The sequence below is a fragment of the Arthrobacter sp. E44 genome, assembly GCF_041877125.1.
Lineage (GTDB): Bacteria > Actinomycetota > Actinomycetes > Actinomycetales > Micrococcaceae > Arthrobacter.
Map to the genome: position 1 here is coordinate 42,097 of NZ_JBHDJA010000011.1, position 14,816 is coordinate 56,912.

General features: G+C 64.3%; 14 protein-coding genes and 1 pseudogene. 9 read left to right on the top strand and 6 right to left on the bottom strand.

The features are described from left to right. Positions 1-48: 48 nt before the first annotated feature. The 4 genes from ACETK3_RS11510 to ACETK3_RS11525 form a co-directional block, all read right to left on the bottom strand. Positions 49-1,008: an SRPBCC family protein gene (locus tag ACETK3_RS11510; RefSeq protein ID WP_236799761.1), complete on the bottom strand. Its 960-nt coding sequence runs from the start codon at positions 1,006-1,008 to the stop codon at positions 49-51. A 137-nt stretch (positions 1,009-1,145) separates the two neighbouring features. Then, the gene (locus ACETK3_RS11515) at positions 1,146-1,877 is read right to left on the bottom strand and encodes a polysaccharide deacetylase family protein (RefSeq protein WP_373992913.1); all 732 of its coding nucleotides are present in this window, start codon (positions 1,875-1,877) and stop codon (positions 1,146-1,148) included. A gap of 248 nt (positions 1,878-2,125) precedes the next feature. Beyond that, the gene (locus ACETK3_RS11520) at positions 2,126-4,768 is read right to left on the bottom strand and encodes a Tat pathway signal sequence domain protein (protein WP_373992914.1); all 2,643 of its coding nucleotides are present in this window, start codon (positions 4,766-4,768) and stop codon (positions 2,126-2,128) included. A 179-nt stretch (positions 4,769-4,947) separates the two neighbouring features. Beyond that, on the bottom strand, positions 4,948-5,100 hold the full coding sequence (locus ACETK3_RS11525; protein WP_236799758.1) for a hypothetical protein: 153 nt from the start codon (positions 5,098-5,100) through the stop codon (positions 4,948-4,950). A 238-nt stretch (positions 5,101-5,338) separates the two neighbouring features. Here ACETK3_RS11525 and ACETK3_RS11530 point away from each other — a divergent pair, with 238 nt between their 5' ends. Beyond that, the gene (locus ACETK3_RS11530; protein WP_236799757.1) at positions 5,339-5,950 is read left to right on the top strand and encodes an NADPH-dependent FMN reductase; all 612 of its coding nucleotides are present in this window, start codon (positions 5,339-5,341) and stop codon (positions 5,948-5,950) included. A 115-nt stretch (positions 5,951-6,065) separates the two neighbouring features. Here ACETK3_RS11530 and ACETK3_RS11535 read toward each other — a convergent pair whose 3' ends face one another. Next, a complete protein-coding gene (locus tag ACETK3_RS11535) occupies positions 6,066-6,542 on the bottom strand; it encodes a sensor histidine kinase (protein ID WP_373992915.1) in 477 nt (158 codons plus the stop codon). A 201-nt stretch (positions 6,543-6,743) separates the two neighbouring features. Between ACETK3_RS11535 and ACETK3_RS11540 the strand changes: the two genes are divergently transcribed. The 6 genes and pseudogenes from ACETK3_RS11540 to ACETK3_RS11565 all read left to right on the top strand — a co-directional run bounded on the left by ACETK3_RS11540 (position 6,744) and on the right by ACETK3_RS11565 (position 12,926). Beyond that, complete coding sequence (locus tag ACETK3_RS11540; RefSeq protein ID WP_373992916.1) at positions 6,744-7,496, top strand: ZIP family metal transporter; 753 nt, start codon at positions 6,744-6,746, stop codon at positions 7,494-7,496. Between the two features lie 272 nt (positions 7,497-7,768). Next, positions 7,769-9,283, top strand: a complete 1,515-nt coding sequence (locus ACETK3_RS11545; RefSeq protein WP_373992917.1) for a hypothetical protein — start codon at positions 7,769-7,771, stop codon at positions 9,281-9,283. A 12-nt stretch (positions 9,284-9,295) separates the two neighbouring features. Further along, a complete protein-coding gene (locus tag ACETK3_RS11550) occupies positions 9,296-9,892 on the top strand; it encodes a hypothetical protein (RefSeq protein ID WP_373992918.1) in 597 nt (198 codons plus the stop codon). A 3-nt stretch (positions 9,893-9,895) separates the two neighbouring features. Beyond that, entirely contained in the window at positions 9,896-11,566 is a 1,671-nt protein-coding gene (locus ACETK3_RS11555) for an MFS transporter (RefSeq protein WP_373992919.1), read from the top strand. Between the two features lie 179 nt (positions 11,567-11,745). After that, positions 11,746-12,120 (top strand): annotated as a pseudogene (locus ACETK3_RS11560) (DUF1254 domain-containing protein); the annotation flags it as partial. Positions 12,121-12,665: 545 nt separating this feature from the next. Then, positions 12,666-12,926 carry a DUF1214 domain-containing protein gene (locus ACETK3_RS11565; protein WP_373992977.1) on the top strand — a complete coding sequence of 87 codons (261 nt, stop codon included), beginning with the start codon at positions 12,666-12,668 and terminating at the stop codon, positions 12,924-12,926. Between the two features lie 34 nt (positions 12,927-12,960). Here the strand turns inward: ACETK3_RS11565 and ACETK3_RS11570 are convergent, their stop codons facing one another. Then, on the bottom strand, positions 12,961-13,524 hold the full coding sequence (locus ACETK3_RS11570) for a potassium channel family protein (protein ID WP_373992920.1): 564 nt from the start codon (positions 13,522-13,524) through the stop codon (positions 12,961-12,963). A 284-nt stretch (positions 13,525-13,808) separates the two neighbouring features. Between ACETK3_RS11570 and ACETK3_RS11575 the strand changes: the two genes are divergently transcribed. Both ACETK3_RS11575 and ACETK3_RS11580 read left to right on the top strand, forming a co-directional pair. Beyond that, a complete protein-coding gene (locus tag ACETK3_RS11575) occupies positions 13,809-14,228 on the top strand; it encodes a PLDc N-terminal domain-containing protein (RefSeq protein ID WP_373992921.1) in 420 nt (139 codons plus the stop codon). 109 nt (positions 14,229-14,337) lie between these two features. Next, a complete protein-coding gene (locus ACETK3_RS11580; protein WP_373992922.1) occupies positions 14,338-14,793 on the top strand; it encodes a DUF6325 family protein in 456 nt (151 codons plus the stop codon). The last annotated feature ends 23 nt before the right edge of the window (positions 14,794-14,816 follow it).

A 14,816-nucleotide genomic window follows, 5' to 3' on the forward strand; every position in this document is an offset into this window, starting at 1 on the left:
TGCTTTTGGGCTGGATCAGCGACCGGGCGGGTCGGAGATCCGGCGGGGTCAGTGACCGCCGAGGTTGCCGCCGACAGGCGGCAAGCCGCCTTCGGTGCCGCGATCACCCTCGCGCCGTTCGCCGGCGCTCAGGTTCTCGCCTTCGAGTGTCTCGTCCGACTCGCCGGTAGTATCCACCAGGCCGTTGGTCTGGTCGAACGTATGCCCGATCCGGCTGTCATCCAGATCGGCGACGGAACCGGAGGAACCGGCAGCCGCCGTCGTGCCCGCCGCGGGAACTCCGGTGCCCGCGTCCGCTGCGCCGGCCGTGGCGCCGGTGGTGAGCGGCTCAGCCGGAACAACCGGTTCCGCCGGAACCACGGGGGTGGTCTCGGTAACGGTCACGTCGGCAGTCTCGGTCTTGTCCTTGTTGCCGCTGGCCGCCATGGCTGCCGCTGCTCCCGCGGCCGCCGCCAGGCCTACGCCGGCCGCAACCTTGCCGGAGACGCCCGCCTTGCCGGAATCACCGCGGGAGGCGCCGGCGTGTTCAACACCGGGGGTGCCCACAGCGGAACCGGCGTTGACGGATCCACGCCAGGCACCGCTCGCGTAGCCCTCGTCCTCGATGAATTCCTTGAACTTCTGCAGGTCCGATTCGGCCTGGCGGTCGACGACGTTGAGCTTGTCGCCCACCTTCTCGATCACGCCTTCGGGCTCGTATTCGAGGGTCAGCTGGATGGAGGTCTGGCCGCCTCCCACGTCCTCGAAGTCCACTGCGCCGGCGTTCGTGGCGCCTTCGGTGGCGGCCCAGGCAACCCTGCGGTCCGGGACCTGCTCAAGGATCCTGGCTTCCCACTGCCGGCGGACGCCGCCGATCTCGGCCACCCACTCCAGCCTCTCGTCGCTGAGCTGCGTAACGCTCTTGACGCCGCCCATGAAGTGGGGGAACTCCTCGAACTGGGTCCACTGGTTATAAGCCGTGCTCACCGGTACGTTCACCAGAATGCGTTTTTCCACCTTCGTGCTCATAACGTCTCCTTCGCTTTGTTACCGGGAACCGATGATTTGGTAAAAATCATCAGCATGCTTACCAACATACCTTTTGGTTGCTTCGGTTTCCAGAGCGGGTGCTGCAAAAGGTGAAACCCCGGCGGGGCTTGCCCTACCTAGGGCGCCACCACGACGCCATACGAGCCCTCGTTGAGGTTGCTGGGTGTGGAGGAAGGGGCCACCACGCCGAAGTCGTAGCCCTTGGCCCGGATTGCGTCAATGGTTCTGGCCAGGTAGTCCCATTGCGAGGCGGGGCAGGACAGGACGTCGTTGCCGTCGTGGAGCAGGATGATCGCACCGGGGGCAACCTCATCCATCACGTACTTCTGGACTCCGGCTGCGCCGGGGCACTCGTAATCGCCCGGTTCGCCGACCTCCCAGTGCCATTGGATTCCGCCGCTCATGCCAATGCTCCTGATGTAGTTCAGGGAATATGGGGTGCTGTTGCCGAACGGGAAGCGCATGAGTTTGGGTGTCGTACCGGTGATGGACTTGATGGCGGCGTTGGTGCGGTCAACCTCCTGCTTTTGGCTGGGTTGGTTCAGGTCGGGGAAGTTTGGGTGGTTCCACGAGTGGTTGCCGATCACATGTCCCTCGGCTTTGATCCGCCGGACGAGGTCGGGATACTGCTGGACGTGGGAGCCCTGGAGGAAAAATGTTGCCTTGACGCCCTTTTGTTTGAGGACATCGAGGACAAAGGCGGTGCGTTGGGGCGAAGGACCGTCGTCAAAGGTCAGGCCAATCAGTGGCTTGTCGGCGGCTTGGGCTGATGCGGCTGGACCCCCGGCCAGCAAGGCCAGGATCAAGCTCAGGGCGGCCAAGGCCATGACCGCAATCTTGCTCTTCATGGTGCTCTTTCCCTTCCCAAGGTCGCTTTCAACCTTGTTTAGGTGCAGCACCCTATGGCGGGCTTAAAGCGGGTGTAAACAGGTGGCAGGCGTCGAGTGCGTAACTTCTGTGGGCGCCCCAAAAGGGCGTTATGCGGCCGTTATCTTCCTCCGCGCGAGGCGGGTAAAACGGACGACGGCGGCACCTGGCCTTCCTTGGAATCAAAGCCGGGTGCCGCCGTCGTTGGTTTCTGGCTGGGAACGTTGCGTCAGTCCAGGTGGTCGCCCACCAGGGCCAGGTTCTGGATGACCGCAAGCCCGAACTGCGCGGTGTCATTGGTGGAAACGGTGGCCGCCTCATCCGCAGGCAACAGCACGTGCGGCGGCTCGATCTTCCGCAGCGTGAACGCGGATTCGTGGTTCAGGTGCTCCCCGCCCTCGGCGAAGCTCTCCCAGGCCCTGGCCGCAAGGTCACGGTCCTGCAACCGCGCGGCGGCATAAGCCGTGAGCCGGCTGTGCGCCTGCGTGAGGTAGATGCCCTCAAGCGGCTGGCCCACGGCTTCCACCTGCTCCTCCTTGGTGGCCAGGAACAGGCGGCAGTACTGCAGCCAGGCCCGCTCGAACTCCGGATCGTCCACCAGGTCCACCAGTTCGCTGCAGATCTCCACCAGCCCGAACACGGCACTGAGGTGCGACACTGACATCTGCTCGCGGCCGGTATCGAACCGGCCCTTGTCCAGGTCGTACAGTGCTTCGCCTGTGAGGAAGCCGTACTTGAGCGCGCCGATGTCCGCCATGGTGCCCAGCAACCGGTCGCGGGAGCGCGGATTGCCGGTGCGTTCCCAGTCCGTCAGCCAGGTGGCCGCAAGTGAGCCCCAGTCCGTGCCGAGCCCCACGCCCAATGCCCCGCGGTCGGGCCGGTAGGTGGCGGCGTCCGGGCGGACCTTGCGGACCGGGTCCAGGCCCAGGAAGTTCTGGTCGCTGTCCACCAGTTCCGTCAGCAGGTCCCCGGTGCGCTCGTCGGCAGTCAGGTAGTAGTAGAAACGGCGGTAGGCGGGGGTGCTGATCCGCAGCTGCTTGGCGCTGCAGCCCCAGTGCTGGACGTTGTGCCGCGACCCCAGGCCCTTCCAGGGGCCGAGATGGTAGACGTCCACCTCGCCCGTATGCCGGGTCATGGCCTCGGCGAAGCGGAAGATGTCCGCCCGGCCCGAGCGCAGGTAGGAGTACCAGAGCCAGAGATCGGGGGAGAGTTCGGAATTGTCCCAGGCGTAGCCGCCGATGTCGTAGCGCCATACGTGACGGTCGAAGTCGTAGGTGTGCATCACGTCGCCGTAGTTCCAGAAGCCGTACCACCGCCGCTGCTCTACCTGACCGGCGTAGAAGTTGAACAGGAAGTCCAGGCGGTCCTCCAGGCGGGCCCGGGCCGGGGTGCTCCGGTCCACTGGCATCCAGTCGCCGAACACCCCCACCGAGTGCAGGTATTCCGGGGTGGCCTGCAGGAGAGCGGGGGTGGAAGCGGAGGCAGCATCTGCAGCCAGGCCTTCGGTGGACGGGGTGGCTTCATAGGCGAACAGGGTTAACTCATGCGTGCGGGCAATGCCCCTGGGGTTGCCGAAGCCCGGTTCGTAGTCCTCATACGTAATCTCGAGGCCCTCCAGCTGTTCGGCGAACGTGTCCTGGCCCAGGCCGTCGTGGTAGAACCGCAGGTCCATCGGCTGCGCTTCGGGCGAGTAGAGCCAGGCCGTAAGCGTTGCTTCGCCGGTGGCGGCGCCGCGGATGTCCAGCTGCCCTGGATGGGACTGCCAGAAGTCCTTGATCCCCACGCCCAGGCCACCCTGGGAGTCGCTCAGGGAGCAGAATCCCGCCGAGCGGGTTCCGCCGGAGATGCCCACCCAGCCGTGGCCGGCGGCAGTGCGCTTGCGCAGTTCGAAGCCGTCCGCACTGAGTTGGCTGAGGGTGTAGTCGCCCCAGGTGGGGATCAGGTGCAGGCGGGCCGAGACTTCCGGGTTCCAGGTGTCCAACGGGGGAGTGGGGCGGCCGGCGACCTGCGCCTCCCGCACCTCCGTGCCGGGGTCACGGCGGAGTCCGGTGAGGCCGCGGACCGCTTCGGTGAGGAACCCGCCGTCGGCGCCCGCAATGCGGATATGGCGGTTGTGCGGGTCGTCCTCCAGCGGCACCGTAAAGCGCACGCCGAGTCCGGCCAGGAAGTCCCGATCCGCGTCCCCGTCCCAAACAAAGGAGTGCACCATCCGAACGCTGCGGGCGCCGGCATAGAAGTAGAACCGCACCACGAACGGCAGCCACTCCCGTCGGCCGCTTTCCGGTTCGTCCGGGCGATGGGTGCCTTCCAGCCGGACCACGGCGCGGACGGGGCCGCTTTGTTCGAGGACGACGGCGGTGACCTCACCGGTGAAGGCATGGCGGCCCAACGTACCCGCACCTTCCGGAACGCCGTCCTGCAGGAGGCTGACGAGCTTGGCGTCCCCGGCAACTTCCCGGCCGTCCCGGACCAGGCTGCTGAAGAGAGTGGAGCCGCTGCGGTTGAGCACCATCGTCAGGAGGCCTGTGTGCACGGTCAAAGTGCCGGCACCTTCGGTGACCGTGACTGAAGCGGCGTCCGACGGCGGCTGGCCGGCCGCGGTGGTTGTGCCGCCGTCGGCCGTCACGTGGTAAGTCTTCGACGGCGCGTCTGTTGCCGCCAATGCGATGCCTGCCCACTTCAAGGATCCGTCCGGCCAGGTGGCCAGCGGCCACGCCTGGCTGGGAATGGGCGTGCCGGTGGCGTCGGATACTGTCAGCGCCTCCGTGCCCGGCACGAGGCCACGTACGAACGGCATGCCCCATGTGGTTCCGCCGCTGATTTCTGTTGGGCCCTGCCCGTCGATCCACCTGATGAGGGTGCTGTCCGTCATGTCATCCAATTCCGCTGCTGATTGCCGCGCGTCTACGTCCCAACCAAGTGGGAAAGCGCTTTCTGGGGGTGGATTACAACGTAGTAGACAAGTGCCAGGCAGGCAAGGGGTTTTTGCCAGGCGGGACAGTCCCGCGGAGTTGAAGCGGGCAGCCCTGGGGCTGGTAGACCGGAGAGGTACTACTTCTTGGCCGCGTCCCCTTCGTCGTCTGCGCCTTCGGCGGGATCCTGGGGGTGGACGCGCAGGTCGCTGGGGTCGGCGTTTGGGTCGCCTTCGGAGGGGGCCTGGTTGTGGACCCGGTCGTCGTCATCCTTGGCTCGGTTCTCAGTCATGGCTGCTCCTGTCATGGGTAGAGCTGGGGATCGTGGATTGGGCCATCCCTCATTCAGCGCTTCGCTTCCGGACCTGTCAAGGACCATCCACGCACTCTGGCCGGGCCTTGCCTTGCGTGCTGGACTGGGGGAGCAGTTGGCACCACCGCCGTCCCCTTGGTCTTCCCCGGGGAGAACGGCACCATTTCCAGCCAAACTCAGCCAGCCGGCGTGGACCGGCTGTTGGAAAGGATCACTCATGGCGACATACAAGATCGGATATTTCGTGGGCAGCCTGGCGAGCGGCTCCATCAACCGGACCCTGGCAAAGGCCTTGATCAAACTGGCCCCCGAAGAACTCGAATTCACCGAGATCCCCATCAAGGACCTCCCGCTGTACAGCTACGACTACGATGCCGATTTCCCGCCCGAAGGCCGCGCCCTCAAGGAAGCCATCGAGGCTGCCGACGGCATCCTGTTCGTGTCTCCCGAATACAACCGGTCCATCCCCGGCGCGCTCAAGAACGCCATTGACTGGGGCTCGCGTCCTTGGGGGACCAACTCATTTGCCCGCAAGCCCACGGGCATCATCGGCGCCTCTCCCGGCAGCATCGGCACCGCCGTGATGCAGTCGTCCATGCGCAGCGTCCTGAGCTTCCTTGATGCGCCCCAGCTGAACGCACCGGAAGCGTACATCACGTACAAGGCAGAAGTTTTTGGCGACGACGGGGAGGTCAAGGACGAGTCCACAGCCAAGTTCCTGGGGCACTACATGGACGAGTACGCCGCTTTCGTTGCGCGGGTCCTGGCAGCCAACGCGCCCGGCCACATCGGCGACCTGGAGCCTGACTCCGCCAAGCTCTCCCGGTAGTTCCGGTAGTTCCGGTAGTTCATGGGCCGGGGCATTCCTGGGACGTACGGATGCCCGCCGTCCCAGCGACGGCGGCCACCCGTTTCTGCGAGTCCTTGACGGTCCGCGAGTCCGGTTAGTCCAGCGGCAGCGTGACCGTGACGCTGGTGCCCCGGCCGGGGCTGGAGGTAATTTCCACCGTTCCGCCCGCTTCCTGGACGGCCACCGACATGAGCCGGAGCCCGTAGCCGTGGTGCCGCCCGGTGGTGGCGAGGTTGCTGTCAAAGCCTGTGCCGTCGTCGGACACTGCCAGGCGGATGCCGTGGTCAACCGCGGCAAGCTGGATGGCGAGCGTGTGCGCCGAGGAGTATTTGAAAGCGTTGCTCAGTAACTCGCGGGCGGACTGGTACAGCAGGGATGCGGAGTCCGCAGGGATCTCGAGGCCCCAGTGGGGAGTGTCCCATTGGACCACCGTCCCCTGCTGCCGCAGGGGTGCCGTGAGCCGGTCGATGCACCCGGCCACCCCCAGGGTGTGGAAGTCCAGCGGCTGCCGGTCTGTTAGTACGCCGCCCACGGTTGTGACTTTGTTGTCCAACGTTGTTTTGCTTCCCATGACTTCCTGCTCCCCAAAAAGCTGGCTTTGCCTATGCCTCCAGCGTGGACCCGCAATGTCTAGGGATGGCAAGCTTTGCCTCAAGATCCCATCAATTTTGCGCGCCGGGGGAGGATGGCAGCCGCCTTTTTGCAGTGGCTGTGACATGGCGCGCTGCCAGCCCCATTGTTTTATCCCCGTTGGACTGGGGACGGAGGGCATATGCCTACTTGGTTGACTTCGATCGTATGGGGCACCGGCGCCGGAGCTGCGCTGGTCCTGGGAGCCGCTGTGTCCTGGCGGTGGGCGATACCACCGAAAGTTGTCTCCACGGTCATGGCCTTCGGCGCGGGGGTGCTGATCTCCGCCCTTGCCTTTGACCTGGTGGACGAGGCCGTCCAAGGCGGCGGTCTGTGGCCGACAGCGGGCGGCTTCCTGGCTGGTGCGGTAGTGTACGTCGGCGCGAACATGCTCCTGGCCCGGGTTGGCGCCAAGCACCGCAAGAGGTCCGGCGGCCAGCAACCCTCAGAGCAGGACGCGCCCGGCAGCGGCACAGCCATTGCTGTCGGAGCGTTGCTGGACGGGCTGCCGGAATCGGTGGTCCTGGGCGTCGGCCTGCTGGCTGGGGGAGGGATGAGCCCTGCCATGCTGGTGGCGGTCTTCATCTCCAATTTTCCTGAAGGGCTATCGGGTACCGCGGGCATGAAGAAGGCCGGCCGGAGCAAGGCTTACGTCTTTGGGCTCTGGGGCGGCATCGCAATCCTGAGTGGGCTGGCCGCACTGCTGGGATACGTGGCCCTGGAGGATGCCACCGAGGAACTGGTGGCGTTCATAACGGCTGTAGCGGCCGGCGGCATCCTGGCCATGCTGGCCGACACAATGATCCCGGAGGCGTTCGAGGAGCACCACAACCTGACCGGGCTGACCGCCTCCGTCGGTTTCGTGACTGCCTTCACAGTGCACCAGTTGGGGTGACAGGGCCTGGCGTGCCACCCAACTGCTGCCTCTGACCCAATAATTAGGACTTACGCCCTAGTGCTGGCAGGTTTGCCCCTGCTGGACAATGAGTCAGGGATTGGCGTAACCGCCAGAACCCGACTCGCAGCCAGACCCTGGAGGTGGTTCCAGTGAAACCATCCAGCAGTCAATTCCCTGTCCAGTCCACGGCAGTGGTGTCGGCCTGTCCCAGAGTTCCGGGCTTCCGCATACCGCCCCCAGGGTGTGAAGCCTGCTAGGGGCCTCCCACCATGGCAATACATCGGGACGCCGGCGACGATGGCGCGGCAACGAGCGCCCAGGTTCCGACGAAGAATGGGATGCGGCGGTCCCGCACCGAAGCCACGCAACACCCGTCTGGTCACGAGGATGAGCGGCAGGCAGGACTCGAGGCCGGAAACCGTGGGACGGGACGAACGCGCAGCATCGCCGCATTTGTCCTGGGAATCTTGACGGCGGCCTTGTCCTTCGCCGCGGTGCCGGGCCTCTACCTGCACAATGACGTTCTCGACACGAACCGCTATTCCGCCATCGTTGGACCACTCGCTTCTGACCCTGCCGTCCAAGCGGCGATCTCCGACAGGGTGACCGTCCAGATAACCGAGGCCATGGACATCGGGGGCATCACCCGTGACGCCTTGACGGAGCTGGGCCGGTCAGCACCCCGCGTCGCTTCGGTGATCGCAGGCTTTGCGCCCGCCATCGCCGAGGAGATGAAGTCCCTGGTCCACACCACCGTGTCCAATTTTGTCGCCAGCCCGCAGTTCCAGGACCTGTGGGTGCAGGCCAACAGGGTGGCTCACGAGGCGATCGTCAGCTCGGCCAACGGAAACACCAGTGGTGCCGTAAGCATAGACAAAAGCGGCGCTGTCACGATCTCCACCAAGGAAATTATCGTGCGGGTCAAGACCCTTCTCACAGAGGAAGGGATAACGGTAGCGGCCAGGATCCCCGAAATTGACGGTCAGATTACCCTGTTCCAGTCCCCCGCACTGGCCGGAGCCACGGAGGCCGTCCGGGCTGTGGATCGGGTTGCCCCGATTCTGGGGTGGTTGACGGTGATCAGCGCCATCGGGGCCGTCACGGTGGCACCGCGGGGTGGGCGGCTCCGCGCGATTAACCGCGTCGGGCTGGCAGCCGCGGTAGCCATGGCAGGGCTCGCCCTCACACTTGCCGTCGGACTGGACATGGTCCTTGGATCCATCCCAACGTCCACGGTTTCCCTGGCGGCAGCTCAGAGTACTGCCGATGTGTTCCTGGCACCGTTGCGCACCGACATGCGGTTTGTTGCCGTCGCGGGTCTGATGGTCGCCGCTGCCGCCTTCCTGGCCGGCCACTTCCAGCCGGGCGAATCCGTTCGGCGGGAAGTGGGAGGGGATTCGGGCGATTGGGCTGGAAAGCCGGTTCCTGGGCAGCCCAGGCGGTGGCAGCACGAATTGGCCCAGGTCCGCCGGCCCCTGGAAGCCGCCATCACAGGGGCGGCCGCCCTCGTCCTCGTCCTGTGGCAGGACCCCGGCCCAGCCGCCGCCATTTGGACCGCAGTCCTCGCCGGACTCTCGGTCCTCCTGATCGAGTTCTTGTCCATCCGTGCCATTGCTTCCGGGCACAAGGGGGATCCGAATTGGCCCATGCTGCAGAAGAACCTGCCAAGGGACGACCCCCGAGGCGGGCACCCTTCCACCGAACCACCCGCCCAAACGAGGCGTACCGCGGATCGGCGCGTCCTCATTCCTTCCCTGCTAACCGTCCAGGCCATTACCCACTGAAAGGGGCCTTCCATGTCGCAGACCAATCGACTCAGCGCACAGTTGCTGGCACTTGGCGCAGCGCTGATGCTGCTGGCAGGCTGCAGCAGCACCTCGAATCCGCCCACGAGCGCATCCAGCGGTACGGCGGCAACCACGTCCAGCGCTTCGGCGACCGTCACGTCCACCGCTACGGGGACAGCCACGTCCAGCCCCAAGACGAGCGCGACCACTACGCAGACCAGTTCCAGCAAGCCCAGCGGGACAACGTCCGGTCCCACCACCTCGAGCACGGCTACTGCGGTTGACGCGGCCGTCTGCACTGCTGCGTCCTCCCTCGGCCGCGCGCTGACAAGCCTCAAGGACAGCCTGCGGAACGGGGCGACGGTGGACCAGGTCCGCGCAGCGCGGGACCAGGTGTTGAACAGCTATAACGACCTGGCCGCCGCCATCGGCAATGTGGCCAAGGCCCGTCTGGAAGCCGTTAAGTCTGCTGCGGACCGTTTTGCTGCAGCTGTTAACGATATTCCCGACGACGCAACCCTGAACCAAGCCCTTGACTCCCTAAGCCAGGAGGCCAAAGACGTTCAGGCTGCGCTGGCTGACCTTCTCACAGAGATCCGGTGCTAGCCGATGAGTGCCGGCCAGATCACAACGGCCAAGGCAGGCTCCGGCCTGGTCCTGTCCGTACTTGCATCCGGCCAGTTCCTGATGACCCTGGACAGCTCGGTGATGAACGTTTCGATGGCCGCGGTCGCATCGGACGTGCACACGACGATCACTGGCATCCAGACGGCCATCACACTTTATACGCTCGTCATGGCGTCGCTCATGCTCAGCGGCGGCAAGATTGGCACCATCATTGGCCGACGGAGGGCCTTCGGTATCGGCCTGGCCATCTACGGGGCCGGTTCGCTGACCACGGCACTGGCCCCCAGCCTGGGGGTCCTGCTCCTGGGCTGGTCCCTTTTCGAGGGAATCGGCGCGGCGCTGATCATGCCGGCGATCGTCTCCCTGGTCGCCTCCAACTTCCCGCCGGACCGACGCTCTGCGGCTTACGGCCTGTTGGCGGCAGCCGGGGCAACGGCGGTTGCCGCGGGCCCGCTCATCGGCGGCAGCGTTACCACCTTCGCATCCTGGCGCTACGTCTTCGCTGGCGAGGTGGTCCTCGTCCTGGTGATCCTCTTGGTCCTGCGCAGGGTGGAAGATGTTCCCCCGGCCAGGGCCCGGCTCGATCTGGCCGGGTCTGCGCTGTCCATAGTGGGGCTTGGAATGGTTGTGTACGGTGTGCTGCGCTCGGGGGATTGGGGCTGGGTGCAGCCCAAGACCAGCGGCCCGACCGTTCTGGGACTATCCCCGGTGGTCTGGCTCCTCATCGGCGGCCTGCTGGTCCTGTATGTGTTCGTGCGCCGGGCATCCCACCTGGCTGCAGTGGGAGGCGACTCCCTCATTAGTCCGGAACTGTTCCAAAACCAGCGGCTGATCGGCGGGCTCACCGTGTTCTTTGCCCAATTCCTCGTACAGGCCGGCGTGTTCTTCGCCGTACCCCTGTTCCTGTCGGTGGTGTTGGAGTTGAGCGCCCTGGAAACGGGGATCAGAATCTTCCCGCTGTCCGTGGCCCTGGTCCTGGCAGCAGCCGGCATCCCAAAGCTCCGGCCGCAGGCCAGCCCTCAACGTGTGGTCCGGATGGGGCTCATGCTGATGATCGTTGGCATCCTCATTCTCACTGCTGGATTGGACCCGGGCGCGAATGCAGGCATTGTCGCCGTCCCGATGCTGCTAATGGGCTTGGGGCTGGGGGCGATGGCGTCCCAACTGGGCGCGGTCACGGTTTCAGCGGTGCCGGACTCGCAAAGCGCGGAGGTCGGCGGACTGCAGAACACCGCCACCAACCTCGGAGCGTCGCTGGGTACGGCCCTGATCGGATCGGTACTGATCGCAACGCTCGGCTCTTCGTTCATTACCGGCATCCGGGACAACCCTGCCGTCCCACAGCCGGTGAAAGAGCAAACATCGGTACAGCTTGCCGACGGAGTGCCCTTCATCTCTGACACACAGCTCCAAAATGGTCTCGATGACGCCAAGGTCGACAGGGGTACCGCCGACGCGATCATGTCCGTCAACGCAAGTTCCCGCCTGGAGGCCCTTCGGGCGGCGCTGGCACTGACCGCCCTGCTTGCAATCGGCGCACTCTTCATCACCGGACGACTCCCCCGTGAGGCCGTGGGCAAGCCGAACCAATCCGCGGAAAATTCACAGCCCAGCCAAATGCCAGGCAACCGAATCAAAGGAACCACAACATGAACAGCGTGAATCAAGAGACCGAACCGCGTCGACTTCACTCTGCACTCGGCGCCGAGGAAGCCGCCGCCATCGCCGTAGACGCCTATTTCTACTTCTACCCCCTGCTGACGATGGACATCACCCGCCGGCAGTCCACGAACATCGAACCCGACAGGGAAATAGGCAGAGGCCCGATGAACATGTTCGCTCACAGGGTGAAGTACCCGGAGGCCGATTTCAAGGGGGTCGTCCGGACGAACTTCGACACGCTCTATTCCACCGCATGGCTGGACCTGACACGCGAACCGATGGTCGTCTCAGCCCCGGACACCGGCGGACGGTACTATCTGATGCCCATGCTGGACATGTGGACCGACGTGTTCGCATCCCCCGGCTGGCGCACGACAGGAACCCAGGCCCAAAACTTCCTGCTCACAACACCCGGTTGGCGGGGGACCGCTCCGGAGGGCATGGAACACATCCCTGCGCCAACCCCCTATGTCTGGATCATCAACCGCATCAAGACCGACGGTCCGCAGGACTACGGGGCCGTAAACAAGATCCAGGTCGGCTTCAAGGTCACCCCACTCTCACATTGGGGCAAGATGCCCGCGCCTGCTGCGGCGATCATCGACCCGAACGTGGACATGAAGACCCCGCCGAAGACCCAGGTCGAAAGCATGACGGGGCAGGAGTACTTCAGCTATGCGGCCGAACTGCTCAAGCTGCACTCGCCCCACATCACCGACCAACCGATCATCGCCCAGCTGAGGAAGATCGGCTTCGAACCGGGCAAGAGCTTCGATGCCAGAACACTCAACCCCGTAGTGAAGACGGCAGTCTCCGAGGCGCCCAAGGCAGCACAGGACATTATGCGGTGGAAGATGCCGACTCTCGCCCGGATCGAGAATGGATGGACGATGAACACTGACACGATGGGGGTCTACGGCAACCACTACCTCAAACGTGCCATCATTGCCCAAGTTGGCTTGGGCGCGAACCCTCCAGAAGACGCCATCTACCCCCTCAACCTCGTCGATGAGGCAGGCAGACCCCTGAACGGGACCAACAACTCCACTTCGAGAAGGGCCTCACCCCGCCGGTCCGCGCCTTCTGGTCCATCACGCTCTACGACAATGACGGCTTCCAGGTCGCCAACGGACTTAACCGCTTCGCCCTCAGCAGCTGGATGCCCTTCAAAACCAACCCGGACGGCTCACTTGACCTGTACTTCCAACACGGGAACCCCGGCCCGGACCGGGAGGCCAACTGGCTCCCCGCCCCGGCGGGGCCGTTCAACCTGACCATGCGGCTCTACGCGCCCCGGCCCGAGGCCCTCACAGGCAAGTGGAACCCGCCGCCGGTGAAGCAAGCCCCCTGAAAGAGTAGACAGGCCTGGAGAAGGAATCGGGCGGCTATTGGCCGCCAAGGCGTCGTGCTGCCGTGAAAAAGGCCACCTTGACGATCACCAGCAGCGCACCCAAATCGGCAATCATCTGCACAGAGACCAACGCCCGGGCCAGTTCGCTGACGGGCGTGATGTCCCCGAAACCTACGGTGGCAAACGTTGAAGTGGTGAAGTACAGCGCGTCCGTCCGGCTCAACGCCTCGTTGAACGATGAATTGTCCGTGACAGACAAGGAAACGTACAGCAATGCGAAGAGGCACAGGAACATGAGAATTGCCTCCACGACCGTTTCGGCAGCCCGGATCTGGGGAACGCGCGCCGCGAGTATTGTCCGCATTTGATACGCAAGGACGCCGAAGAAGACGAGCACAACGCCGGCGAGCCTGATCCACGCCGCCATGGGGTTTTGGTCGTTGAAGCCGCCCACCGGGATGACGAAGTACAAGGAGAGAAGTATCGCCGAATATGCGGCCACCCGAATGATTGCGAGACCCAAGGCGCGGCGGCGGGCGGCCCGGTCAAGGTCGCGGAGAAAGACCGGACCGGTCTGGCTGCTGGGGTTGGGAGCCATGACTGATGATAACGCCGCTTGAAGGTGGCGAACCATGTCTTCCCAAGCACCTGGAGGGTGTCTTTGGAAGGAGTACAAGGATTTTTCAATCCCCCACCGGGACGTCTGAATTTCCCCCTTTCTGACCGCGGGCATCCCCTTTTTGACCCGTTGAAATTGGGGGCGAAGAAAGGTCTTTCGGCACAGTTCCGGAGGCGGCGGCAACCCAATAATCGTTCGCGTAAGCACCGTTTGCTGGCTGCTCATGGCCGTGCGGAGTTTCAATAAACTGAGAGTGAGTCATCATGAGCTTCTTCGATAACTTCTGGAACATCTTCTGGACGTTCTTCTGGATTTTCGCCTGGTCTGCCTATCTCATCGTGCTGTTCTACGTGGTGGCGGATCTCTTCCAGGACTCGAACCTGTCGGGTTGGTGGAAGGCTCTTTGGGTTGTTTGCATCTTCTTCCTGCCGTTCCTGACAGTGCTGGTCTACCTACTGGCCCGCGGGCCCGGCATGGCTGCCCGCCAGGCCGTCAGGGCGGAAAATGCCCGCGCGTCGACGGAAAGCTACATACGAAGCGTGTCCAGCGGGTCCAGCCCTGCGGAGGAGATCGCGAGGGCAAAGGCGCTCCTGGATTCGGGCACGATCAACGAGACGGAGTTCAACTTCCTCAAGGAGCGTGCCTTCGCAAACAATGGAGCCTCTGCCAGCAGCACACGCTAGGGCAATCCACCCTGCTGGCTGGCACGGGGCGCTAAACCCCAGTGCCAGCCACTCAGCGGTAAGCACCCGCAACCGATCTGTGCTCGATGCAGATAAAGGAGGAACAAACGTGGCATCCACTCACGAGCCAGAGGTCCATGGTCCCGTCGACTTTGTACTGCTCGAGTTTCCTATGGAAGGGCTGACGGGACGGGCCAGCCAGGAAGTGGCGCGGCTGGTCAAGGAAGGTGTGATCCGGCTACTAGATCTGCTCGTCATCGCAAAAAACGAGGAGGGCTTGGTCGAGGTGGTCGAGCTGACCGACCCGGGTGGTCAGGCGAAAGAGTTTTCATACTTGGAGGGGGTGCAGTCAGGCCTTCTCGGTGAAGAAGACATTGGGGAGGCGGCTGGCGCTGTTCTCCCGGGAAGCCTGGCGGTGCTGATCGTATACGAGAACATTTGGGCGGCGCCTTTCGTAGCGGCCGTGCGCGACGCCGGGGGCGAGCTCGTCGCGAGTACGCGGATCCCCGCGCCCGATGTGATGGCAGCATTTGAAGCCCTCGGCGCAGCACCGCCCGTCTCCTGACCGATACGACCGGACTGAAGAGG

Coding starts and splice junctions, on each gene's coding strand:
- ACETK3_RS11530 (WP_236799757.1), top strand. CDS start 5,339: ATGGCGACATACAAGATCGGATATTTCGTGGGCAGCCTGGCGAGCGGC.
- ACETK3_RS11550 (WP_373992918.1), top strand. CDS start 9,296: ATGTCGCAGACCAATCGACTCAGCGCACAGTTGCTGGCACTTGGCGCA.
- ACETK3_RS11555 (WP_373992919.1), top strand. CDS start 9,896: ATGAGTGCCGGCCAGATCACAACGGCCAAGGCAGGCTCCGGCCTGGTC.
- ACETK3_RS11575 (WP_373992921.1), top strand. CDS start 13,809: ATGAGCTTCTTCGATAACTTCTGGAACATCTTCTGGACGTTCTTCTGG.
- ACETK3_RS11510 (WP_236799761.1), bottom strand. CDS start 1,008: ATGAGCACGAAGGTGGAAAAACGCATTCTGGTGAACGTACCGGTGAGC.
- ACETK3_RS11545 (WP_373992917.1), top strand. CDS start 7,769: ATGGCAATACATCGGGACGCCGGCGACGATGGCGCGGCAACGAGCGCC.
- ACETK3_RS11515 (WP_373992913.1), bottom strand. CDS start 1,877: ATGAAGAGCAAGATTGCGGTCATGGCCTTGGCCGCCCTGAGCTTGATC.
- ACETK3_RS11535 (WP_373992915.1), bottom strand. CDS start 6,542: ATGGGAAGCAAAACAACGTTGGACAACAAAGTCACAACCGTGGGCGGC.
- ACETK3_RS11525 (WP_236799758.1), bottom strand. CDS start 5,100: ATGACTGAGAACCGAGCCAAGGATGACGACGACCGGGTCCACAACCAG.
- ACETK3_RS11570 (WP_373992920.1), bottom strand. CDS start 13,524: ATGGCTCCCAACCCCAGCAGCCAGACCGGTCCGGTCTTTCTCCGCGAC.
- ACETK3_RS11540 (WP_373992916.1), top strand. CDS start 6,744: ATGCCTACTTGGTTGACTTCGATCGTATGGGGCACCGGCGCCGGAGCT.
- ACETK3_RS11520 (WP_373992914.1), bottom strand. CDS start 4,768: ATGACGGACAGCACCCTCATCAGGTGGATCGACGGGCAGGGCCCAACA.